Source organism: Clostridium saccharobutylicum DSM 13864 (genome assembly GCF_000473995.1).
Taxonomy (GTDB): domain Bacteria; phylum Bacillota; class Clostridia; order Clostridiales; family Clostridiaceae; genus Clostridium; species Clostridium saccharobutylicum.
Window position 1 is genome coordinate 1,667,229 of the sequence record NC_022571.1, and the last position, 24,810, is coordinate 1,692,038.

Here is a 24,810-nt window from a genome sequence, read left to right on the forward strand (position 1 = left end):
AGTAGGAGATTAATTTCACCTACTGTTTTTACACATTATTAAAAATGAGGATTTATTTCATTTTTTTGAATCCTTTTCAAATCTTTTAACCTTAAATGGGTTACTTCTCTAATTTTATCTAAAGATTCACCTTCAATAATCATTTTTTTTGCAACATCATGTGAAGAAATGTTTTGATTTTCATTCATAGAAATCTCCTCCTAATTAATGTTTATATTAGTCAATAGTATTTTGCCATTAAAAAATAAAACTATTCATGTTATAATCTATAATAAATATTAATGAATTTTTCAATAGGAAAAATTTATTTACGCAAAAATATATATGAAATTTTTAGATAAAATATATAATACATACTCTTTGTATTATCAAAGATATTAATAATAAATAATTATTGCAAATATTAAGACACAGAGCATTTAAAATTAAGGTTGAATTGTTACAAATATTGTATACATTTTTTATTATTTATTATGGATAGGTATATAAAAAAATATGTAATATTGTGTGGCAAAAGTTAGGAATTTTTGATATTATAATACATGGTATTATAATATTGTACGGAATATGGTGAAGAAATAATTAAGATATTATTTAATTAATATGAATTAGTTGTTATAATTAGTTATGATGATTATTAGTAAGTGAAAATATTTAATAAATACTTGACTAGGACATTAATAAGGAATCTAAAAATAAAAAACTATGTATTTAAAAAACACTAAATTTTCATTAATGAATTTAGAAATTAATAAATAGTACATTGTTCCTATAACTATGAAGACTAGCAGTTAATGATAATAAAGCTGTTAGTCTTAATATTTGATGATATTATATTAATTTTCTCCAGTCAATTCTACAAACAACAATGTGGTTAATGTTTAAATACTAAATACCATTAGATGATATACAATATATAATATAGTTACAAATTACACAAAAATAGTATGTATAATAATACAGGAGGGGAGTAATTTTTATGGAAGGACACAAAAGCAAGCGCAGTAAAGTTGCATTAGGAATTATAATGTTTCTTTGTTGTTTGGCTGCCATATATTTAGGTATATCAGCATATTTTATTAAACATTTTTATCTTGGTTCTACAATTAATTCCATGAATGTTTCAGGAAAAACAGTAGAAGAAGTAAATGAAAAAATGTCATCTGAAATTCAAAATTATTCATTGGAATTACAAGAAAAAGGTGATGTAAAAGAACAGATTAAAGGTTCGGATATTGACGTGAAATATAGTCAGGATGGAGAAAGTAAAATTAAAAGTTTAAAGGATAATCAAAATCCTTTAGGATGGATTTCAGGAGTATTTGGTAAAAAGAACAATGAAACTACTGAATTAATTAGTTATGATGAGCAATTATTAAATAAGGTTTTAAATGGTTTACCAGGTATTAATAGTAAAAACGTAGTTGAATCTAAAGACGCTAGCTTTGAATATGGAGATGGTGGTTATAAGATAGTAAACGAAGTTTATGGAAATAAAATAGATAAAGAAGTGTTAAAGCAAAAGGTATCAGACGCGATTGTAAAGGAAGATACTACATTAGACTTAGATTCAAGTGATTGTTATAAAAAGCCTAAATATACTGCAGATTCTCAAGAAGTTACTGATGCTAAAAACACCCTTGATAAATATACAAATGTAACAATTACTTATGCTTCTGGAAACAATAAGGAGGTTGTAGATGGATCGGCAATACATAATTGGCTTAGTGTTGATGATGATATGCAAGTTGCGTTTGATGAAAAGAAAGTCAAGAAATATGTATCTACTAAATTAGGTAGTACGTTTAATACATTTGGAAAGACAAGAGATTTCACTACAACATCTGGAAGTAAAGTTAAGGTTAGTGGTGGTGACTATGGATGGTTGATTGATTCAACTAAAGAAACAAAGGATTTAATTGAAACTATAAAAAGTGGACAATCTACTACAAAAGAACCAATATATGCTCAAAAAGCAGTATCTAGTGATAAGAATGATATTGGAAATACGTATGTAGAAGTTAATTTTACAAAACAGCATGTATGGTTTTATAAAAATGGATCATTAGTTACAGATGGACCATGTGTTTCAGGAAATGTAAGTTTAAAATTAGCTACTCCACCAGGGACATATGCATTGAATTATAAAGAGAAAAATGCTACATTAAAGGGTGAAGACTATAGTTCACCGGTTACTTATTGGATGCCTTTTAATGGGAATGTTGGTCTTCATGATGCAAGTTGGAGAAGTCCAAACGAGTTCGGAGGAAGCACTTATCTAACAAGTGGTTCTCATGGTTGTGTAAATTTACCAGTTGAATTAGCACATAAGATATTTGATAATATTGAAGCAGGAACTCCAGTAGTTTGCTATAATGAGTAATAAAATTAAACATCTCGTATCTTAAAAATTTATATTTATTAGTTTTGACCTCTATAATACTTAGAATTAAGTATTATAGAGGTTTTTTGTGCTTTAGCCCCAAAAATTACATGCTATTCAGGTGGTTAGCGGTGATTAGAACTTAAAAAAATATTTTTATCGTAAACTTTACTTTTTAACAAAACGAAAACTGGCAGTATCAATAAAACTTAAGTTTGGTAACAAAGTTCTTTTAAAGCAAAAATAAATTTTTAAATAACTTTTTATAATATAGAGCAAAAAACAATTGGAAAAAAATTCAAAAAAATATATAATATAAGAATATAGATTATATTGCTTGTTTTTGAAAAGTATGTGTTTTATTAAATCTTAGTTCTAATATAGGGGGATAACAATTATTATGGAAATATCAAAAAATCAATGTAGCAAGCTATTAGTAGGCATTATCATTTCACTTTGTACTTTGATTGGTATATATTTTTGGATATCAATATTTTTTATCAATCATTTTTACTTTGGCTCTACAATTAATTGTTTTAATGTTTCAGGAAGAACAGTGGAGCAGGCAGATGAACAAATATCATCAGAAATAGATTCGTATTCCTTAAAATTAGAAGAAAGGGGGGGAGAGGCAGAACAAATTAATGGAAATGACATTGATCTAAAATATAACTTAGATGGGAAAATCCAATCTTTTAAAGATAAGCAGAAGCCTTTTGCATGGATTCCAGGAATTTTTACATCTAAAGATTCTAAATCATCTGATATAGTTAATTATAATGAGAACTTACTAAAAAAATCTGTAGATAAACTTTCTTGTCTTGATAATAATACAGTTGAACCTAAAAATGTTAGTTTTAAATACACAGATAAAGGTTATGAAATTGTGGATGAAGTTTATGGAAATAAAATCAATAAGGATGCTTTATATCAGAGTATTAAAAATGCAATTAGTAATGGAGAGAAGGCTATAAATTTAGAGTCGGCTAATTGTTATGAAAATCCTAAGTATACATCAAAATCTAAGGAAGCTATTGATACTAAAAATCTTCTTAATGATTATGTTAATACAACAATTACTTATAATTTTGGTGACAAAACAGAAGTTCTAAATGGAGCTACAATAAATAACTGGCTTCAAGTGGATGATGATCTTGGAGTTACATTTGATGAAAAGGAAGTTAAAAAGTATGTAGATACATTGGCTAGTAATTATAATACAGTTGGTAAGCCAAGAGATTTTGTTACAACAGCAGGATTAAAAATAAAAGTTAGTGGAGGAACTTATGGTTGGGAAATAAACAAATCTGAGGAAGTAAAAGATTTAATTTCGCTCATAAAAGACAAAAAATCTACAACAAAAGAGCCAATATATTCTCAAAAAGGAATATCTCATGATCTGAATGATATAGGAAATACTTATGTAGAAATTAATATGACTAGACAACATTTGTGGTTTTACAAAAATGGATCTCTTGTTACAGATGGACCAGTTGTTACAGGTAATGTAAGCGGAGGTTGTGGAACACCAGCAGGCGTTTATAAGTTGAATTATAAGGAAAGAAATGCTACATTAAAAGGACAAGGCTATAGTTCTCCAGTAAGTTATTGGATGCCATTTAATGGAGGAATAGGAATACATGATGCAAATTGGCGTTCAGTATTTGGAGGAAATATTTATAGGACAAGCGGTTCTCATGGATGCGTAAATTCACCATATTCTTTAGCACAATCAGTATATCAGAGTATTGATGAAGGAACTCCAATAGTTTGTTATTATGAATAATACTATCTATATAATTTAATTAATGATTTATAAAAATATATTTAAAAGTGGTTACTTAAAAATACAAAATTAGTACATTGATATAGATAAATAACTTATAACTTAAAGTTATGCGATAGTTAACCTAAACAGAGATCATGCATTTATTCAGTTACTGAAAAGCATGATCTCTATTTCTATTTTTTTGGATATGTATTAAAAATTAGGAACATTAAATTAACGTTGATAAATGATAATCCTTTAGTGGTGTTAAATTAAACTTAACAAGAAACTAATATATTTTAATTTGAAAGAAAATTAAGTGAATTTGATTATAAAATATGTTGATATTGAAGAAAAAGAAGTTTGAGTTATTAATTAATAGTATTTATTAATTGATGTATTATATAAAATATGCTAATAATAAGAGTATTAAGGCACGCGAAAATAAATAATAAGTCTAATTTGCCGTGAATATTTTTCATCAGGTAAATAGGAGCAGCCTATTAGGTAAATTTGCCGACGTATCATTATGGTAAATAGGCTGGCAAATGGACACGTTATTTTTTTGAATGTGCCTAATATAAGAATGGAGGAAATACATATGTTAACTATAGGATGTCATTTATCATCTTCTAAGGGATTTGAAAATATGGGAATGGATGCACTTAAAATTGATGCTAATACTTTTCAATTTTTTACCCGTAATCCAAGAGGAAGCAAAGCTAAAGATATAGATAAAGAAGATGTCAAAGCTTTTTTAAAATTAGCAAAACAGAATAATTTTGGACGTATACTTGCTCATGCGCCATATACATTGAATGCTTGTTCAGCAGATGAGAAAAATAGGAATTTTGCAATAGAAATAATGAGCGATGATTTAAATCGAATGGAGTATGTTCCAAATAATTTATATAATTTTCATCCAGGAAGCCACGTAAAACAAGGAGTTGAAATTGGAATTAATTATATTGTAGAAGCATTAAACACTATTCTAAAACCTGAACAAACAACAACAGTTTTATTAGAAACTATGTCAGGTAAAGGTACTGAAGTAGGTAGAAACTTTGAAGAATTAGCAGAAATTCTTAGAAGAGTTGATTTAAAGGAGCATATGGGAGTATGTCTTGATACATGTCATGTTTATGATGCAGGATATGATATTGTAAGCAATTTAGATGGTGTATTAGAGGAATTTGATAAAATAATTGGAATTGAAAAGTTACGTGCAATACATTTAAATGATAGTAAGAATCCATTTGAAAGTCATAAAGATAGGCACGAAACTATTGGAGAAGGGTTTATTGGGATTGAGGCTATTTCCAGAATTATAAATCATCCAAGTTTGAGGGAGTTACCATTTTTTATTGAGACACCTAATGAACTTGAGGGGCATGCAAAAGAAATTGAGTTATTGAGAACTATGTATCAAAATTTTTAGTAACAGAAATAAATGATCTTTATTTCTGTTAACCATAGCATAAGTTTAAGTTATAAGGTTTTTATCTATAAAATAATTTAATGGCTAATTTCTAAAAAATAATTAAATATAAATTAACAAAAAAGACATCTATTCTTAATGAATTATATTAATAGAATTGGATATATTTTATTAATAAGGAACAATTAGGAGTTGATGTAGAATGAATGTAGAAACAAGGAGTTGTGACAAAAATTATATTGATTTAGTAAAAACAGATTCTATATTAGAGGATAAGAAGAAATGCTCATTAAAAGAAGAAGGGATTATTAGAAGTTGTGATGAATGTGGACTTAAATGTGTTTGTGATGGAATTTCTATGCTGTCAATATATTAAAAAAAATATTTCTTTAGGCATATTAAAAAAGTAACAAATAAGAATACTAGTTTACATGTTATTTTCTTTTATATGCCTAAAATGAATTAGAAATGTATAGGGTGAAAAAAATTAATAAATTTACGCACAGCTGGTGGTAAAAACTTATTTTTTACATATGCAAGATAAATATGTCTTTTATATTTTGGATTTGAAATAGGAATAGACTTTACATCAAATTGCTTAATTAATGGAATATTTTCTACTATAGCAATTCCGAAGTTGTGAGAAACAAGACCTGCAATTGCACTTTCTTCTTCTGCTTCATAAACTATATTTGGACTAACATTAATTCTTTCGAATAGATCTAGAGTTACTTGCCCCAATCCAGTATTTCGGCTATATGTAATAATAGGAAAGTTTGCAATTTCTGATAGATCAATAGAGGTACGATTTACTAATTCATGATCAGTTGGAACAATTGCAACCAATTCTTGTTCTATAATAGGTATAAATTCAATATCGGATTCATCTTTTACATATGAGCAAAATCCAACATCATACTTTTCTTCTTTTAATCCAGTAATAATTTCTGAAGTAATACCTTGATTAAATGTAAATGTAATATCTTTATTTTCACTTACATTTAAAAAATTTCTCACAGTTTTTGGAATGAAATCTGGTGCTAAGGTATATATAAATGAAATATCAATTTGTCCATAAGCAGCATTAGTTAATTGCTTTATCTTTTTTTTTCCAAGTTCTAACTGTTCAAGAGAATCCTCTACATATTTTAGAAAAACTTTTCCGTATTTAGTTATAACTATATTTCTTCCTTGCTTTTCAAATAAATATGTACCTAATTCATCTTCTAATGAAGATATTGCATAGCTCAAACTAGGCTGAGAGATATTAAGTACTTCTGATGCTTTGCCGTAATGTTCAAGCTTGGCCACAGTTTTGAAGTAATAAAGTTGATTTAAATTCATACTATAAGCCTCCTTACATGTAAAATATAATAACATAAATGTTTAGATATTAGAATGTATAAAAAATAACAAATGATAATTATATTTGAAATATTGTGAATATTATTTAAACAATATTATAATACATCAATATTATTTAAATAACTCATACAATAATTCTATTAATAATATATAAAATATTTATTAGATTATTTCTGTATTGGCATTTATAATAAAAACATAAAAGAATTGTTATTTATTATAAAGTTATTTGTTATATATTTAACGAAAAGTTATATAATAAATAAATTTTTCAAAACATTTAGTGGAGGGATATAACATGAACGTAGTAGAAGTTAAAGGCATAAAAATCGGAGAAGGAATACCTAAGATTTGTGTACCAATAGTTGGGGGAACAAACGCAGAGTTAATAGAAGAAGCAAAAAGTTTAAAAGGAATTAAATTAGATCTAGTAGAATGGCGTGTAGACTTTTACGAAAATGTTGAAGATATAGAAAAAGTAAAAGAAATACTTAAGGAATTAGTTGAAGTTCTTGGAAACACTCCTGTATTATTTACATTTAGAAGTAAAAAAGAAGGAGGAGAAAGAGAAGTATCTACTGAATATTATGTTAAATTAAATTGCGAAATAGCTAAGACTAAATTAATAGATTTAGTTGATGTTGAATTATTCACAGGAAATGAATTTGTTAATGAAGTAGTAGAAACTGCTCATAATAATGGAGTTAAAGTTGTAATGTCAAATCATGATTTCTTTAAGACACCAGCTAAAGAAGAGATTGTTTCTAGATTAAGTAAAATGACTGAATTAAATGCAGATTTACCTAAAATAGCAGTAATGCCACAAAATGAAGCTGATGTTTTAACTTTATTATGTGCTACAAATGAAATGAAGCAAAAGTATCCAGAGAAGCCTATAATAACTATGTCAATGGCAGGAATGGGTGTTATAAGTAGACTAGCTGGAGAATTTTTTGGATCTGTATTAACATTTGGAGCAGCTAAAAAAGCATCTGCGCCAGGACAAATAGGAGTAGAAGATTTATATTCTGTACTTCAATTATTACATAGAAGTAAATAATCTGATAAAAAAGGATAAATTACTATACATTTGCTTATTTAAAAGTTATAATATAATTGATAAAAAATGTTATTAAAACCCACTAAGTGTTCTTAGTGGGAATTTTATAAAAAAATATGGTGAAAAAGTGGAATTATTTTAAGGAAAAATGAATTAATATGTTAGAATACTATATTAATTGTATTATATAAACTTTAAGTAAGGGGTAGATATTATGAATGATAATATATTATTAGAATCAGGTACTGGAGAATTAGAAATAATTGAGTTTGTTGTAAATGGAAATCATTATGCAATTAACGTAGTAAAGGTGAAGGAAATAATAGGAATGCCAACTAATGGGGTAACTAAATTACCAGATCCTAAGCCTGAAATAGCTGGACTTATATTATGCAGAGATGAGATTCTTACACTAGTTGATTTAAAATATATTATAACAAAACAAATGAGAGGAAATGTAGGTTCTAAAGTTATAATTTGTGAATTTAATAAAGTTAAAGTTGCATTTAGCATTGATGATGTAGTAGGAGTTCATCGTATTAAATGGAATGAAATAAGAAAGCCAGATGATTTATCAGATAATTCATTATCTGTCGGAAATATACTTTTAGGCGGTAAAGTACTAATTATGCTTGATTTTGAAAAGATTGTCACAGATATTTGTCCAAGTGCTGGAATAAGTGAAGATAGACTTGTAAAAGTAGAGTATAAAGATAGATCAAATATAAAGTTAGTTTTAGCCGATGATTCTGCTTTAATCAGAAGACTTCTAAAAGAAACTCTTACAAAAGCTGGATTTAAAAACTTAAGAATTTTTGATAATGGGCAACAAGCATTAGATTTTCTGAATGAATTAAAGGAATCAAAAGGCGAAGATTTTGATCAAGATGCACAAATGCTAATAACAGATATAGAAATGCCACAAATGGATGGGCTTACACTTACAAGAAAGATAAAAGAAGATCCTATATTGAAAAAGTTACCAGTTGTAATATTTTCATCATTAATTACAAATGAATTAAGGCATAAAGGCGAATCTGTTAAGGCTGATGCACAATTAAGCAAGCCAGAGGTAGAAGAGCTTGTTGATACCATAGATAAGTTATTAAATATGTAGATAATTAATAATCAAATAATAATACATGTATAAAAAATAAGTCACTTTAAAATTGTTATATAGTAATTTTAAAGTGACTTATTTTTTGCTTTATTCTAATATGAAGAAATTGTAATATTTTTAATAAATGAAAATCTGATTTTATCTAGGCTTAATACTATTGATGTATATAAATTAATTCTGAAAAGTTAAAAAATTGATAATGAAGAATGGCACATAAATTTTTTATATTATAAAGATAAGTTGAATTATTATTTTATAAGTAGTTTTTACACATAATATGTTTGTAAATTAAATTTTATTTGGAGGGAAATATGAGTAAAAAAGTAACATTTTTATGTGATTTAAAAAGTGGAAAAACTATAAAAATATCGTTAATGGTGATGAAAATAATATTTAAGGATCTTAGTAAGATTGTATGTATTTTAGGAGATAAGAGTGGAGAAATAAAAGCCAATATACCAAATAAAAAAGGAGATATTGTAGAAGGGCGGGTTTTAGAAATTGAAGGAATTAAAGATGGAAATTTAGAAGTACAGAAATATGAATTTATTTCAGAATATCAAATAGAAGATTATCTTAGAACTGTAAACAGGCCGATCGAAGAGATTATGGATGAAATTGAATTATATACAAACAAATATATAATTTCAAGAGAAGCCAAAGCACTAAATGATTATTTCTTTAAAAATGAAGAATTTTTAGAAAAATTTAAAAAGGGTATAGGTGGAGTATCCATGCATCATAATTATATAGGAGGTCTTGCAGAACATACTTTAAATGTTATGTATTTAGCCGCTATTCTTTGTAAACGATATGAATGTAGAAGAACAGAAACAACAATACTTGCAGCAAAGCTCCATGATATTGGTAAGATTTATGAATTATATTATAATGGTCCGTTTAAGTATACTCTTAGGGGAGAAATGGAAGGGCATATTGTTATAGGGGTTGAGATGTTAGATGAAGCCATTAGAAAAAATCCATCATTTTATTCTGAAGATTTTGTTACAAGAATAAAAGGTTGCATTGTACAACATCATGGAAAGCTTGAATATGGATCCCCAAGAGAAATGAAAATGGAAGAAGCATTTATACTTAATTATGCTGATTCAATAGATGCGACTATGAATAAAATCTCTAGATTAAAGGATAAGACAGAGATAGGGACATGGTCAGAATATGATAGGACAATTGAAAGTAAATTATATTTATAACAATTAATAAAAAAACAAAGGATTATTTCCTTTGCTTTTTTATTATTCCTTAATAATTGATAAATTTGAATAGCAATATCATGATTAAGCATTAAATGAATTTTATATTATAGATTTTTATTATATCTGTTTTTTGTGACTGATCAAAAAGTAGTAAAAATGTTTAGCAAAAACTTAAATACTTTTGATTAAGTATATATAATATATGGTATAATGCTTTATAGTTAATAAAATAATTCTCTTAAGGCATATGAAAATAAATAACAAGTCCAAAGCTGTCATGAATATTTTTCATCAGACAAGGAGGTAAAGTGTCAACATAGTGAGTCTATTATTGCATTTTGCCGACGTATGATGATGGAAAATATGCACATTAAAGAAAAGCAGCTATGCTGCATACAAGAACATTTTTGCCACATCGACTTGTTATTTATTTGATTGTGCCTAAGTTAACTAATTATAAACAAAAGAAAAAATTTAATTTTTAAGATTACTTTACTTATGGGAGAGATATATGAACAAATTATTAAGAGTAGGAATAGACATTGGCTCAACAACTATAAAAATGGTTGTTGTGGGTGGACAGGAAAACATAATATATAAAACATATAGAAGGCATTTAGCAGATATAAGAAATGCTTTTAAAGGTTGTTTAGAGGATGCAAAAGAATTTGTAAAAGATAGCAAATTAGCTGTTTCAATATCAGGTTCGGGAGGATTGAGCTTAGCAGAAAAGTTAAATGTAGAGTTTATACAAGAAGTCATAGCAAGTACTAAGGCTATACAAAAGCAAAATCCTGATACTGATGTAGTTATAGAATTAGGGGGAGAGGACGCAAAGATAACTTATTTAAACGGCGGCGTTGAACAAAGAATGAATGGAACATGTGCTGGTGGAACTGGTGCTTTTATAGACCAAATGGCAGCACTTTTAAATATGGATGCTAGCAGACTAAATGAAGTAGCAAAGGAATATGAGAATATATATCCAATAGCAGCTAGATGTGGGGTATTTGCTAAGACAGATGTGCAACCTCTTATTAATGAAGGTGCTAAGAAAGCAGATATAGCAATGTCTATATTTCATGCAGTAGTGGTACAAACTATAAGTGTTTTAGCGTGTGGAAGGCCTATATTAGGAAAAGTAGCATTTTTAGGAGGACCATTAACTTTTCTTTCAGAGCTTAGAAAAAGATTTATAGAAGTGCTTGAATTAAAAGAGGAAGAAGTTATTTTTCCAGAGGATTCAGAACTTTATGTTGCCTTAGGTGCAGCTTTAAGTTGTGATACTAAGAAGAGTACAAACTATGAAAACATTTTAGAAAAATTGGAAGAAGCTAAGAATAGGGAAGAAGAAAAGGCTAATAGTCTAGATCCACTTTTTAAAAATGCACAAGAATATGAGGAATTTAAAAGTAGACATGGTAAGAGTGTGGTTAAAGAAGCAAATATTGAAGATGCTAAAGGAAATTGCTTTTTGGGAATTGATGCTGGATCAACAACAACTAAGGCTACACTTATAAATGAACAAGGAGAAATACTTTATTCGTATTACGCTAGTAATAAAGGAAATCCAGTAAATACAGCAGTAGAAATTTTAAAAGAAATTTATGAAAAGTTGCCTAAAGATACCAAAATTATCAATTCTGGTGTAACAGGATATGGAGAAGCTTTATTAAAAGAAGCATTTGGAATAGATATAGGTGAAATAGAAACAGTAGCTCATTACAAAGCAGCAAAATTCTTTTGTAATGATGTTGATTTTATATTAGATATAGGTGGGCAGGATATGAAATGCTTGAGAATAGAGGATGGAACTATTCAAAGTATTACTCTTAATGAAGCTTGTTCAGCAGGATGTGGATCATTTTTACAAACTTTTGCAAAATCTTTAGGTCTTGATATAAAGGATTTTGCAAAGAAAGCTATATTTGCAAAATCACCAGTAGATCTTGGATCGAAGTGTACTGTTTTTATGAATTCAAAGGTAAAACAAGCTCAGAAGGAAGGTTTTGAAGTAGATGACATAGCAGCAGGTCTTGCGTATTCTGTTGTTAAAAATTCATTATATAAAGTTATAAAACTTAGAAATCCAGATGAACTTGGAAATAATATAGTTGTTCAAGGTGGAACATTTTATAATGAAGCAGTACTTAGAAGTTTTGAATTATTGTCAAAACGTCAAGTTGTTAGACCCAATATATCAGGGCTTATGGGCGCTTTTGGTGCTGCACTTTTGGCTAAAGAAAGATATGAAGAAGGTTATCAAACTTCTTTAGTTAAAAAAGAAAATGTAGATAAAGTTCAAATGAAATCTACAACAGTTAGGTGTGGAAAATGCTCAAATAATTGTTTGTTAACAGTTAATAAATTTGAGAATGGAAACCGATTTATTGCTGGAAATAAGTGTGATGCACCACTTGGTATGGACAAAAATAAAGAGGAAATTCCAAATCTTTATGAATATAAATATAATAGATTATTTAGTTATGTACCTTTAAAAGAAAAGGAAGCTAAAAGAGGGATAATCGGGATACCAAGAGTATTAAATATATATGAAAATTATCCGTTATGGTTTACATTGTTTACTGAATTAGGTTTTAGAGTAGAATTATCATCTAAATCTTCTAAGAAAATATATGAAAAAGGATTAACATCAATAGTATCAGAAACAGCATGTTATCCTGCTAAAATGGTTCATGGACATGTTGAAGATTTAATTGAGAAGGGAATTAAAAATATCTTTTATCCATGTATACTTAATGAAAAAATGGAATTTGAAAATGTTACAAATACTTTTAATTGTCCTGTAGTTACTTCTTATGCAGAAGTTATAAAAAATAATTTAGAATCTATAAAATCAAATAATGTAAATTTTATGAATCCATTTTTGCCTATAGCAGATAAATCAAAGCTTAAAAAGAGATTAAAAGAAGTGTTAGGCGGGTTTGGAATTTCACAAAAGGAAATTAATAATGGTATAGATAAGGCTTGGGAAGTTCAAGAAGAATTTAAAAATGATATAAGAAATAAAGGTATAGAAACTTTGAATTATATAAAGCAACATAACATTAAAGGAATATTGCTTAGCGGGAGACCATATCATGTAGATCCAGAGATAAATCATGGTATGCCAAAACTTATTAACAGTTTAGGAATGGCAGTTTTTACAGAGGATTCCATAGCTCATTTAGGAAAAGTACAAGGGGAACTTAATATAGTTGACCAATGGGCATATCATTCAAGATTGTATAGAGCATCAAGTTACATATTAGATAGAGATGATATAGAACTAGTGCAATTAACGTCATTTGGTTGTGGACTAGACTCAATAACTACAGATCAGGTTTCGGAAATATTACATAGTGCTTCAAAAATATATACTAATATTAAAATAGATGAAGGAAGTAATTTAGGAGCTGCAAGAATAAGATTAAGATCACTAAAAGCAGCTATTCAAGAAAGAGAAAACAATAATTTCGTAAGAGTTAGAAAAGAATTGGAAGAAAGCAATAACTATATAAATCCAGGTAAAAAAGGAACTATAATAGTACCACAATTTTCACCAATACATTTTAATATGTTAGAAGCTGTATTTAACGAAAGTGGGTATAATCTTGTTATTCTACAAAATGATAATAATGCTATTGAGGAAGGTTTAAAATATGTTAATAATGATATTTGTTATCCAGCAATAGTAGTTATAGGTCAACTTATAGATGCGTTAAAATCTGGGGAATATGATTTGAATAATACCAGTATATTGTTAGCGCAGACAGAGGGACAATGCAGATTTACAAATTATGTTAAGGTGTTAGAAAAGGGATTAAAGGAAGCTGGATTCAATAATATACCAGTTTTATCTTTAAGTCTTGCTGGATTAAAGAAAGCTAATGGATTAGAGGGAATGAATTTTGATTTATTGAAGAAATCCATAGTTGGAGTTATTTATGGAGATTTATTAAGTAAAGTTCTTCATAGGGTTAGACCATATGAAAAAGTAAAGGGAAGTGCAGATGAACTTTATAAAAAGTGGTCCGAAATTTGTAGAGAATCATTCAAAGAACCTATTAAGAAAAATTTTAGAAATATAATTATTAGAATTATTAAGGAATTTGAAAATTTACCAAGAATAGAGATGGACAAACCTAAAGTTGGATTGGTTGGAGAACTACTTGTTAAGTTCAATCCAATTGCTAATAATAATATAGTACACATGCTAGAAGGAGAAGGCGTTGAAGTTGTTCATAATGATTTATTATCATTATTTTTAGCTAGTGCTAAAAATCAAATATTTAATCATAAGCATTTGGATGGCAAATATATAAATAAAATAAAAGGACAGCTTACTATAAGCTTTATTGAAAAATATCAAAAGGTATATTTGGATGCACTTAAGAAAAGTGGAATTTTTTATGTTACCGAAACAATAGATGAATTGGCTAATAACGCTAGCAAAATCTTATCTCTTGGTAATCAGTCAGGCGAAGGATGGAAATTGCCTGGGGAAATCATGGAGTTATGTAGTTGGGGTGTTGATAATGTAGTTTGCATGCAGCCTTTTGGATGTTTACCATCTCATGCTGTTGCAAGAGGAACAATTAAAGCTTTAAAGAAACAAAATGAAAATTTAAACATTGTAACAATAGAATATGATCCAGGTTCAAGTGAAGTAAATCAAACTAATAGAATTAAACTTATGCTTGCCAGTGCTTTTAACAAGATATAACTAGAAGATAAGATTTAGGCATAATCAAGAAAATAATAGACCAATATGCTTGCTTATTTTGCGATATGTTCCGTTGATAATTTCGGTTAATAGAAATTCTTAGATGAAATTGTCTACTTGTCTTACACAAAATACATGTTGCATATTTGGGCTATTATTTTTATGTGCCTTATTTAAGGAGGAACTAATGTGGAAAAAATAGCATTATTAACGGATAGTGCATCAGATATAAGTATGGAATTATTGCAGAAAAATAATATTAAATTATTGCCTTTTAAAATTATTTATAAGGATAAAGAATATGATGATAGAATAGAAATAACTCCACATATGATGTATGAAAGGTTAGAAAATGAAATACCTAAAACATCATTACCGAGTATTGAAAAAATGACAAATGCGCTGCAACAGGCAGTTGAAGAGGGCTGTACACATGCGATTATAATAACAATATCATCTGCTTTTTCAGGAACTAATAATGCTGCAAGAATTGTATGTGAGGATTTTAAAGATATTGAAACATTCGTATTTGATACGAAGACTTTATCAGCGGCACAAGGCATAATGGTTCTTAAAACGGCAGAAATGATAAGAAGTGGAAAATCATTTAAAGAAATAACCGAGGTTTTACCTACATTTAGAGATAAGATAGATTCATATTTTGCATTGGATACATTAGAATATTTAAAAAAAGGTGGTAGAATAGGGGCAGTTGCTGGAACTGTCGGTGAATTTTTGAATCTTAAACCTATAATAACTGTAGCAGATGATGGAACTTTTATGGGAATTGGTAAGGTCAGAGGATCAAAGCAAGCTCTTTCTAAATTAATCAGCATATTAAAAGGATATTTAGATAAAGGTAAGCATAGTGTTTGGATTGTAAATGGAAATGCAGCAGATAAGGTTCAATGGTTAATGGATAATATAAAAGATTTACCTAATTTAGTAGAATGTAATGTTGCAGGAATAACAGGGCCAGCGCTTGGAGTTAATACAGGATCTGGATCTGTAGGGATTGTGATAGAAAAAGTAGATTAAATTTTCAACACTAAAAATATAACTTCTGAAATTTAAAAAATATAAATTTCAGAAGTTATTTTTGTTATTCTTTAGAGGCAATTATAAGGAAGTTAAATCTCTGGATAACTTTTGAAAGTAGTAGAAACACATAGTGTGCAAAGAAAAAAATGCAAAGAATTGTATAATTTCTAATTACTTGAAAGTAATTAGAAATGTTTACGTTTAATTCCTTATTATATGCGTTTGGAGAAATATCTATTTCATGTAAAGTAAAATTTATATAAAATAACTACAAGTAATTATTAAATGAACATTCAAATTTAGTTAGTAAAAATTAGCAATACTAATTAAAAAAGAATGGAGGTGAAAACATATATTGAGCTAGTGGGTTATATAAATTTTTACTAATTATAATTTGTTAAGGCATATGAAATAAAATAATAAGGAAACAATTGTACTGTTATTTTTTGATAATGCCTAATATGTTAATATTAAAAATTAGTTTGGGGGAAAATTTTATGTTTAAAAGAAAATTATTAATTGTGTCAACTATGGCTGTTACTCTTGCACTTGGATGCTTTGTTCCTGGCAAGGAAGCGAAAGCAGCAGATAATTCATGGAATCTTGTTTGGGGAGATGAATTTAATGGCAGTACAATAAATACTAACAATTGGACTTATGATATTGGAACCGGTTCCGGTGGATGGGGAAATAATGAATTAGAATATTATACTAATCGTCCTGAAAATGCTAGAGTAGAAAATGGAAATCTTGTGATTGAAGCTAGAAAAGAATCTTATGGAGGAATGGGATATACTTCAGCTCGTATGAAAACACAAGAATTACAAAATTTCACATATGGAAAAGTAGAAGCAAGAATGAAACTTCCAGCTGGACAGGGAATATGGCCTGCATTTTGGATGTTAGGAAAAAATATTCCACAAGTAAATTGGCCAGCATGTGGTGAAATTGATATTATGGAACATGTAAATAATGAATCAAGCACTCATGGTACTATTCACTGGGATTATAATGGACATCAATCTTATGGAACTACATCACCTAATATTGATGTTACTCAATATCATGTTTATTCAGTTGAATGGGATAAAGATGCAATAAAATGGTTTGTAGATGGAACTAAATATTTAGAAGCAAATATATCAAACAATATTAATGGTACTGATGAATTCCATAAGCCATTCTTTATTCTTTTCAATTTAGCAGTAGGTGGAGAATGGCCTAAAAATCCTGATGGATCAACTGCATTCCCAGCTAAAATGTATGTTGACTACGTACGTGTGTATCAAGGAAACGGTGGGTCGCAAACACAACCTACAAGTTCAAAATTACCAAGTAATACATGGTATCTATTTAATCAATCTGTAACTGGAGTAGGAGCTTCAAGTCAGGATATGCAAATTGGCAAGGCTGGTGTTAGTGGATGGCAACCTACAAAAAATGTAAATGCAGGCTACAACTTATGGACTACTCCAACAATTAATGGAACTTATAATGCAGGTAAGTGGAATTTTACCCTATGGACAAATAATCCAGGAACTTCTAATATAGCAGTTGATCTTTATAAGGTTAATAATGATGGAACAGGTGAAACATTACTTGGCTCTCAAACTGTAGATGTATCAAAAACTGGTGGTGGAAATCATCCAACTGTATATTCATATAATTTAGGTCAGGTTTCACTTGCTAACCAAAGATTAAGAGTAAAAATACATAAGGTATCTGGAGCAGATGCTGTAATGTGTTATAATACAAATGATTTTTCAACTAAATTGGTAACTCCATAATATATAGAAATTATGTTATAAAAACTAATTTAGTTTTTATAACATAAGGCTGTCGAGAAATCGGCAGTCTTTATTCTGTAAAAAATCATGTACTTTATTACATTAACTTAAATGTATTTGAATGAATAATTTTATATGTGTATCTGCATATAATAAAAATAGAGAGTATATAATTTTAATAAGGAAAAAGATTATATAATCTTTATTTGGTGCTTAAATTACAAAAATATAATAAAATATTGAGAAAAGTTAGTGGGGGATAATATGGAAAGAGTATTTGATCAATTCAACTATGGTAACGTATTCATAACTGGCGGAGTTAATAAAGGAAAGACATCAATTTTAGCTACTTTGATGGAGAACTGTATAGATAAAGGCGAGAATATTTATTTTATAGATGCTGAATATGAATTATCTAAGGTATTTGACAAATATGATAATGTTAAATCATTGTTTGTATCTAGCAATGTAGTAAAGGTGAAACAGTTTGTATCAGATATGAATAATGGTGATACTCTAATTATAGATGCTTATGGAATGTTGTCTTCTAGTGTTAAAAGTTATATAAAAAAATTTCTTGCTACAAATAAATATAGAGCTATAATAGCATCGAAGAATGCTAATGATATTAGTGTTACTCAATTTACAAATGTTATAGCATTAGGAACTACAAGGAGTTTTTCGAAGCATATAGGGGTTGATACTTCTACATTAGCAAGTGATGAAGTATTGATTAATGGAGACAAAATAATTAAATTTAATTATAGTGAATTTATTGGATATAAAGCTGGATTAGTAATATCAAGAATGAAATAAGAATTATGTATAGATAAACAACTTAGAATTTAGACTTAGGCACACGAAATAAAATAACAATCTCAAAATGTAAAGATTATTTTTCGTTAGGCAAGGAATAAGATCGGTCTTATAGCAAGTCTATTAGGGAGATCTGCTCATGAGCATAAAAGTTTTACAGCTAGCAAGTTGTTATAAAATAATATGTTAATTGATTAGTTCTTTAATAATTTATAAATCACACTTTGCTTTTAATATTTATCCGAAATTAGAAATAGAAGACACTCTTTTGTAGTGAGCTGCTGAATTGTCTAGCAGTACTACGCAAAAGAGTGTCTATTATTTTGACTATTTATACATATTCGAATAGATTGAAAAATTCTGTGTGACAAAATCACAGATAAGTATAAGTTTATGATATAAACTTAAGAAAAGAAATCAAGAATCTAAAAAATAAAAATCCTATGATTTCTAAATGGGAATGATTGAATAAAGTTTGTTTTTTAAACAAAATATATTAATAAGTCACAATCAAATAAATTATTATTTATAAATTTTAATAATTATGAGGAGAGATAATATGGCTAAAAAAGTTATTATTGTAGGTGGAGTTGCAGGGGGAGCATCAACTGCAGCAAGGCTTAGAAGATTAGATGAAAATGCAGAAATAATCATGATAGAAAAAGGTGAATATATATCTTTTGCTAACTGTGGTCTTCCATACTATATAGGAGGAACTATTAACGAAAGAGAAAAATTGATTGTTCAAACAGTAGAAGAAATGAGCGCTAAGTTTAATTTGGACATACGAAACTTAAGCGAAGTTATAAGGATAGATAAAGATAATAAAAAGATAAAAATTGGAAATAAGAAAAATGGAGAGATTTATGAAGAAGGTTATGATGTATTAGTTTTATCACCAGGAGCTAATCCATTAAAACCACCAATACCAGGGATTGAAGAATGCGATAATCTGTTTACTCTTAGGAATATACCTGATACTGATAAAATCAAGTCATATGTAGATAATAAAAAAATTAAAAATGCAGTCATAGTAGGTGGAGGATTTATAGGTCTTGAAATGGCTGAAAATCTTCATGAAAGAGGAATAAATATTACGTTAGTAGAAGCAAGCAACCAAGTTATGGCAGCTCTTGATATAGAAATGGTAAGCATAATTCATGAACATTTAATAGATAAAAATATACAACTAATATTGAATGATGGAGTAAAATCTTTTGATAATAAAGGCAAAAAAATAATATTAAGTAGTGGAAAAGAAATTGATGCGGATATGATAATATTATCAATTGGAGTTAAGCCAGAAACAGCGATAGCTAAGGATGCTAATATTAAGATAAATGAAAAATGTGCTATTGTAGTTGATAAGAATATGAAAACTTCTGATCCTAATATTTATGCGTTAGGTGATGCTGTTGAAATAATGGATTTTGTAAATAAAAAACCTACAATGATTCCATTAGCTTGGCCTGCAAATCGTCAAGGTAGAATAGTAGCAGATAATATATGTGGAAAAAATGTAGAATATAAAGGATCACTTGGCTCATCAGTAGCAAAGGTATTTGATTATACAGTAGCTACTACTGGGAATAATGAGAAAACATTAAAAAGATTGGGGATAGAATATAAGGCTATTCATATACATCCAGGGTCTCATGCTGGATATTATCCAGGGGCTTTTCCTATAGCATTTAAAATGTTATTTGATCCCAAAAATGGAACAATATTTGGAGCTCAAGGTGTTGGGATGGATGGTGTTGAAAAGCGCATAGATATAATTGCAACAGCCATTAAAGGAAATCTTAATGTTTTTGATTTACAAGATGTTGAGGTTTGTTATGCACCACCATATAATTCAGCAAAAGATCCAGTTAATATGCTAGGATATTATGCTTCGAATATTATAGATGGTATAGTAGATATAATTGAATGGGATCAAATAGATAAATTAGATAAGAAAAATTCAATAATATTAGATGTTAGAGAAGAATTTGAGTTAGCAACAGGAACATTTGATAATTATATGCATATTCCACTTGGAGAATTAAGAAATAGGTTGAATGAAATACCAAAAGATAAAGATATCTATGTTACATGTCAAGTAGGGTTAAGAGGATATGTTGGCTGTAGGTTATTAGAACAGCATGGAATTAAATGTACTAACATTGACGGCGGAATAAAGACATATTTTTATGTAAAGAATGCAGAAAAAAGCATCAGAGATCAACATGAAAGAAATAAAGATATAAAAGAAGAGGTAGCAGTAATGAGTTTAGAAGACTTAGATATAACAGAAATAAACGCTAAGGTAACTTTAAATGCATGTGGACTTCAATGTCCAGGACCAATAAGAAAGGTATTTGAAGAAATAAGTAAAATGGAAGATGAAGAAATTTTAGAAGTGAAAGCGAGTGATCCAGGTTTTAGTAAAGATATAAAGTCATGGTGTGAAAAAACGAACAATACCTTATTGAAATCAGAATTTAATAAAGATGAAAAAGCTTTCGTAGCTTATATACAAAAAGGTACTAATAAAAAACAAGAAAGTTCTACAGCTTTAACAGCAGAAAAGAATGGTGCGACTTTAGTAGTATTTAGTGGAGACTTTGATAAAGCAATAGCATCATTTATAATAGCAACAGGAGCTGCATCCATGGGAAAAGAAGTTACTATGTTCTTCACATTTTGGGGCCTTAATATATTAAAGCAAAAGAATAAACCTAAAGTTAATAAGGATTCTATGGAAAAAATGTTTGATATTATGTTACCAGGACATGCAGGGAAATTACCACTATCTCAAATGAATATGATGGGAATGGGACCAACAATGATAAAACAAATAATGAAAAAGCATAATGTTGATGATTTAGAAACATTAATAACAAATGCAATTAAGATGGGAGTTAAGGTCGTTGCATGTTCTATGAGTATGGACTTAATGGGAATAAAGAAGGAAGAATTTATTGATGGAGTTGAAATTGGGGGAGTTGCTTCATATTTAGGAGCTACTGAAGATTCAGGGTTAAACTTATTTATTTGATTGTGCCTAAGTCAGTATGAGGTGAATTATAAATCATATCTTTGACTTATTATTTTCTTTTATTATATAATTTGATAAATAGAAGCGGAGGATAGTTATGAAAATATTACTTATGAAAGTTAAATTAAGAGCTTCATGGGTACATTCATTAAAAGAAAAAAGAATGATTGTAAAAAGCATAGTACAGAGGCTTAGAAATAAATTTAATATATCAGTATGTGAAGTAGAATGTCAGGATATGCATCAAACAATAGTTATAGGAATCACAGGAATATGTGGAAGTTCATCTCAAATGGACTCAACAATTGAGAATATAATAACATTTATAGAATGTAATACAGATGCGGAGATAATAGATATTCAGGCGGAAGAAGATGTATTATAATTAAATAATAAATTAAAATATAGAGGAAGAAATTATACAAATATAGTTTTTTCCTCTATTTAATATTTCTAGATTCTCAATTAATATTATTTTTAAATTAGTAAAAATTAACTTTACATCTCGTTTTAGGCACTAGAAAGAAAATAACAGGCCAAAGATACCAAGTACATTTTGTGTCAGACAAGGAAGAGATGTTAGCTTATAGTGGATTATTAGCTAATATTACTGACGCAGTATGCACAAAATAGACTATCATACTGACTTGTTATTTTTTTGATAGCGCTTTATTGTATATGGATTAATAAATTGATATTATTAATATACAACAATGTAAGTATAAATGGTAGAACGCACTTAAAAGTATGATACTACCTAAAAGGAGAGTTAGAAATGAAATGCATGTGTAAAATTGACAATCCGCTAGAAACTCCATTTGGATATACAATATCAATGATAGGAGGTAAATGGAATTTAATAATTCTACATCAACTTAAGCGTAATTCTGTAATGAGATATAGTGAGTTAAAAAGAACTTTAACAGGAATTACTCACAAAATGCTTAGTCAAAAATTAAAGGAGTTAGAAGGTAATAAACTAATAATTAGAAAAGAATATCCTCAAGTACCACCTAAAGTAGAATATTCATTATCAGAACGAGGATTATCGCTTTCAAAAATTATGCAGGATATTTGTGAATGGGGTCATGCTCACAGCAATGATTAATTTACATATATCTATTTATGGATAATATCCTTAAAACTTTGCGAAAATATTTTTATAAAAAATATGTTAATATTTTCCTATCAAAATATATAAATATTTGTAGGAAACATCAATGAGAAAATGACTTTTTAAGGAATTTAAATTTAGAAGATGTTGGTTAATGGAGGATTATATTTTGGCTTAGTGTGAGAGTAACACAGACAGTAATAACAATAAACCACCCGTTTTTTTACGGGTGGTTCTTATTGTTGAATTATGATTAAATTCTACATTATATTACTAATTGTCAAGTTCTAAGCAATCGTAAGCATAAGAAGCGCTAAGGTAAGCACTAATATCACTTGAACCACTAACAGGTTTAATAGTTATTGTGTTTGATCCAGCTACAAAGTAAGATGATGGAATGTTCCAAGCAAGTGTTGCATTGTTTCCCCTGTAAGTGCCAACAGTTAGTGTGCGTTGACCGGGTTCTATTGGAGCACTTAGATTAGGCAAAGCATGTCCATTAATAGTAACACTAGGTCTTCCATTATTGTAAGCAGTAGTAATACCAATTTTAAGGGTGTGACCTGCAGCTGCTTGGCCATGAGTAAGGTTAAAAGTTACTGTTGTAGGACTGTTAGCTCCACGGAATTGTGCTGCTGGAAATTTGTTATCTGCACTTCCTACTGAAAAAGTTGTTGGTCCCCAACTAGCATTACGTTTATCAGATGGATGACGGTATTGAATATTTGATCCATTTAAAAACTCTAAAGGTGTACCATCCCAGTTACCGATACGCCATATAGTTGGTGTTTTGCTTGGATCAGCGGTAATTGTACGTGTAGGGATAGTTGTTGTACCTCTAGCAGTTACTGTTACGCTTTCTGTATAAACACCTAATTCTCCTTTATATACAGTCATAGTATATTTACCAGCTTTCATACCTGAACATGTTGCTGCGCCAGTTGAAGAAGCTTTAGCCCAGTACTGTGCAGTTGAATTAGCAAATCCAATAGTATATGTATAGCGTGTATCCATTCCAGACAATCCATTTAAAGTTACTTTACCACGATTAGAATCTGCAACATAACCTTTTAATCCTAAGGTAGCCATCCATTTATAATCAGGTAAGCTTGGTGTTGATCCGTTAGTAAAACATAAAGCATATGGTCCGAATAATCCGCTGCGGAAGTTTTCTGTTTTTGCATGTGTAGAATTCATATAGTTAGTGATTTCTGTATTCATATTATCTGGATAGGCAGTTTGAAATTGAATATCACGTTGGAATGATCCACCAGAACTGGTTTCACGATTACCATAAGCCATAAAAACACCTACATTATTACCAGTTGCACCTTTAATAGTTAGATCTTTAGCTTGATCATTTCCATAGTACTTAGAAGCAGTATGTCCATCAGAAAAACCATATACATCAGTACTTTCAATAGCTCCATTATTGCCTCTAATGTCTGAGTATGTAGGAACATTTTTTAAAACATTCATATCTCCCCTAAAAACATAACGTAATTCATTTACTGAAGGTTCAGCAGTTATATATGTTGACATATAAATTGTGTTATCACCATATTTTGAGGCATAATATTGTGTAAGTGTATTGGTTGAACAAGTTATTAAAACTTGTGAACCAGACGAAAATGTTGACCAAGTGACATGAGCTGATCCTAAACCTGATGAAATTTGTGATGCTTTATTCTTAGCATTAAGTTCAGTACCATTAAGTTTACATGATGTCATATCACCATTAGCTTTGTTAATTGTGTAAACTAGACCTGATCCAGTATCTACAACAATTGTGGAGCCATTATCTTTTACGTTAAGTGAAGCAGCATAAGCATTAATTCCTTCAGTAAAAGTGGTAACAATAATAATAGCTATCGCTAGCATAACACTAATTGCCGTTTTTAGCGAAGTGTTGTGTATTTTAATTTTCATTTTATT

General features: G+C 28.8%; 17 protein-coding genes. 14 read left to right on the plus strand and 3 right to left on the minus strand.

Features of this window, described 5'->3' with window-relative positions; all coding sequences use genetic code 11:
- Positions 1-38: 38 nt before the first annotated feature.
- A complete protein-coding gene (locus CLSA_RS23400; RefSeq protein WP_022744767.1) occupies positions 39-188 on the minus strand; it encodes a hypothetical protein in 150 nt (49 codons plus the stop codon).
- A gap of 791 nt (positions 189-979) precedes the next feature.
- Between CLSA_RS23400 and CLSA_RS07275 the strand changes: the two genes are divergently transcribed.
- From CLSA_RS07275 to CLSA_RS23065, 4 genes are all read left to right on the plus strand, one after another.
- A complete protein-coding gene (locus tag CLSA_RS07275; protein ID WP_022744768.1) occupies positions 980-2,383 on the plus strand; it encodes a L,D-transpeptidase family protein in 1,404 nt (467 codons plus the stop codon).
- A 400-nt stretch (positions 2,384-2,783) separates the two neighbouring features.
- Entirely contained in the window at positions 2,784-4,169 is a 1,386-nt protein-coding gene (locus CLSA_RS07280) for a L,D-transpeptidase family protein (protein WP_022744769.1), read from the plus strand.
- A gap of 583 nt (positions 4,170-4,752) precedes the next feature.
- A complete protein-coding gene (locus tag CLSA_RS07285; RefSeq protein WP_022744770.1) occupies positions 4,753-5,589 on the plus strand; it encodes a deoxyribonuclease IV in 837 nt (278 codons plus the stop codon).
- Positions 5,590-5,791: 202 nt separating this feature from the next.
- The gene (locus tag CLSA_RS23065; protein ID WP_022744771.1) at positions 5,792-5,965 is read left to right on the plus strand and encodes a hypothetical protein; all 174 of its coding nucleotides are present in this window, start codon (positions 5,792-5,794) and stop codon (positions 5,963-5,965) included.
- Between the two features lie 86 nt (positions 5,966-6,051).
- Here CLSA_RS23065 and CLSA_RS07290 read toward each other — a convergent pair whose 3' ends face one another.
- A complete protein-coding gene (locus CLSA_RS07290; RefSeq protein ID WP_022744772.1) occupies positions 6,052-6,933 on the minus strand; it encodes a LysR family transcriptional regulator in 882 nt (293 codons plus the stop codon).
- Between the two features lie 319 nt (positions 6,934-7,252).
- On the opposite strand from CLSA_RS07290, the gene aroD reads away from it, so the two are divergent.
- The 10 genes from aroD (at position 7,253) to CLSA_RS07340 (ending at position 22,869) form a co-directional block, all read left to right on the plus strand.
- Positions 7,253-8,014 carry a type I 3-dehydroquinate dehydratase gene (gene aroD / locus CLSA_RS07295; RefSeq protein WP_022744773.1) on the plus strand — a complete coding sequence of 254 codons (762 nt, stop codon included), beginning with the start codon at positions 7,253-7,255 and terminating at the stop codon, positions 8,012-8,014.
- 214 nt (positions 8,015-8,228) lie between these two features.
- On the plus strand, positions 8,229-9,131 hold the full coding sequence (locus tag CLSA_RS07300; RefSeq protein WP_022744774.1) for a chemotaxis protein: 903 nt from the start codon (positions 8,229-8,231) through the stop codon (positions 9,129-9,131).
- Between the two features lie 314 nt (positions 9,132-9,445).
- A complete protein-coding gene (locus CLSA_RS07305; protein WP_022744775.1) occupies positions 9,446-10,348 on the plus strand; it encodes a 3'-5' exoribonuclease YhaM family protein in 903 nt (300 codons plus the stop codon).
- A 514-nt stretch (positions 10,349-10,862) separates the two neighbouring features.
- Entirely contained in the window at positions 10,863-15,077 is a 4,215-nt protein-coding gene (locus tag CLSA_RS07310; protein WP_022744776.1) for an acyl-CoA dehydratase activase-related protein, read from the plus strand.
- Positions 15,078-15,266: 189 nt separating this feature from the next.
- On the plus strand, positions 15,267-16,115 hold the full coding sequence (locus tag CLSA_RS07315; protein WP_022744777.1) for a DegV family protein: 849 nt from the start codon (positions 15,267-15,269) through the stop codon (positions 16,113-16,115).
- 500 nt (positions 16,116-16,615) lie between these two features.
- Complete coding sequence (locus CLSA_RS07320) at positions 16,616-17,905, plus strand: glycoside hydrolase family 16 protein (protein ID WP_022744778.1); 1,290 nt, start codon at positions 16,616-16,618, stop codon at positions 17,903-17,905.
- 264 nt (positions 17,906-18,169) lie between these two features.
- A complete protein-coding gene (locus CLSA_RS07325; protein WP_022744779.1) occupies positions 18,170-18,721 on the plus strand; it encodes an ATP-binding protein in 552 nt (183 codons plus the stop codon).
- Positions 18,722-19,280: 559 nt separating this feature from the next.
- Positions 19,281-21,761, plus strand: a complete 2,481-nt coding sequence (locus CLSA_RS07330) for a CoA-disulfide reductase (RefSeq protein ID WP_022744780.1) — start codon at positions 19,281-19,283, stop codon at positions 21,759-21,761.
- 97 nt (positions 21,762-21,858) lie between these two features.
- Complete coding sequence (locus tag CLSA_RS07335; RefSeq protein WP_022744781.1) at positions 21,859-22,146, plus strand: DUF503 domain-containing protein; 288 nt, start codon at positions 21,859-21,861, stop codon at positions 22,144-22,146.
- A gap of 390 nt (positions 22,147-22,536) precedes the next feature.
- Positions 22,537-22,869 carry a winged helix-turn-helix transcriptional regulator gene (locus CLSA_RS07340; RefSeq protein WP_022744782.1) on the plus strand — a complete coding sequence of 111 codons (333 nt, stop codon included), beginning with the start codon at positions 22,537-22,539 and terminating at the stop codon, positions 22,867-22,869.
- 279 nt (positions 22,870-23,148) lie between these two features.
- Here CLSA_RS07340 and CLSA_RS07345 read toward each other — a convergent pair whose 3' ends face one another.
- The gene (locus CLSA_RS07345) at positions 23,149-24,804 is read right to left on the minus strand and encodes a rhamnogalacturonan lyase B N-terminal domain-containing protein (protein WP_022744783.1); all 1,656 of its coding nucleotides are present in this window, start codon (positions 24,802-24,804) and stop codon (positions 23,149-23,151) included.
- Positions 24,805-24,810: the final 6 nt, after the last annotated feature.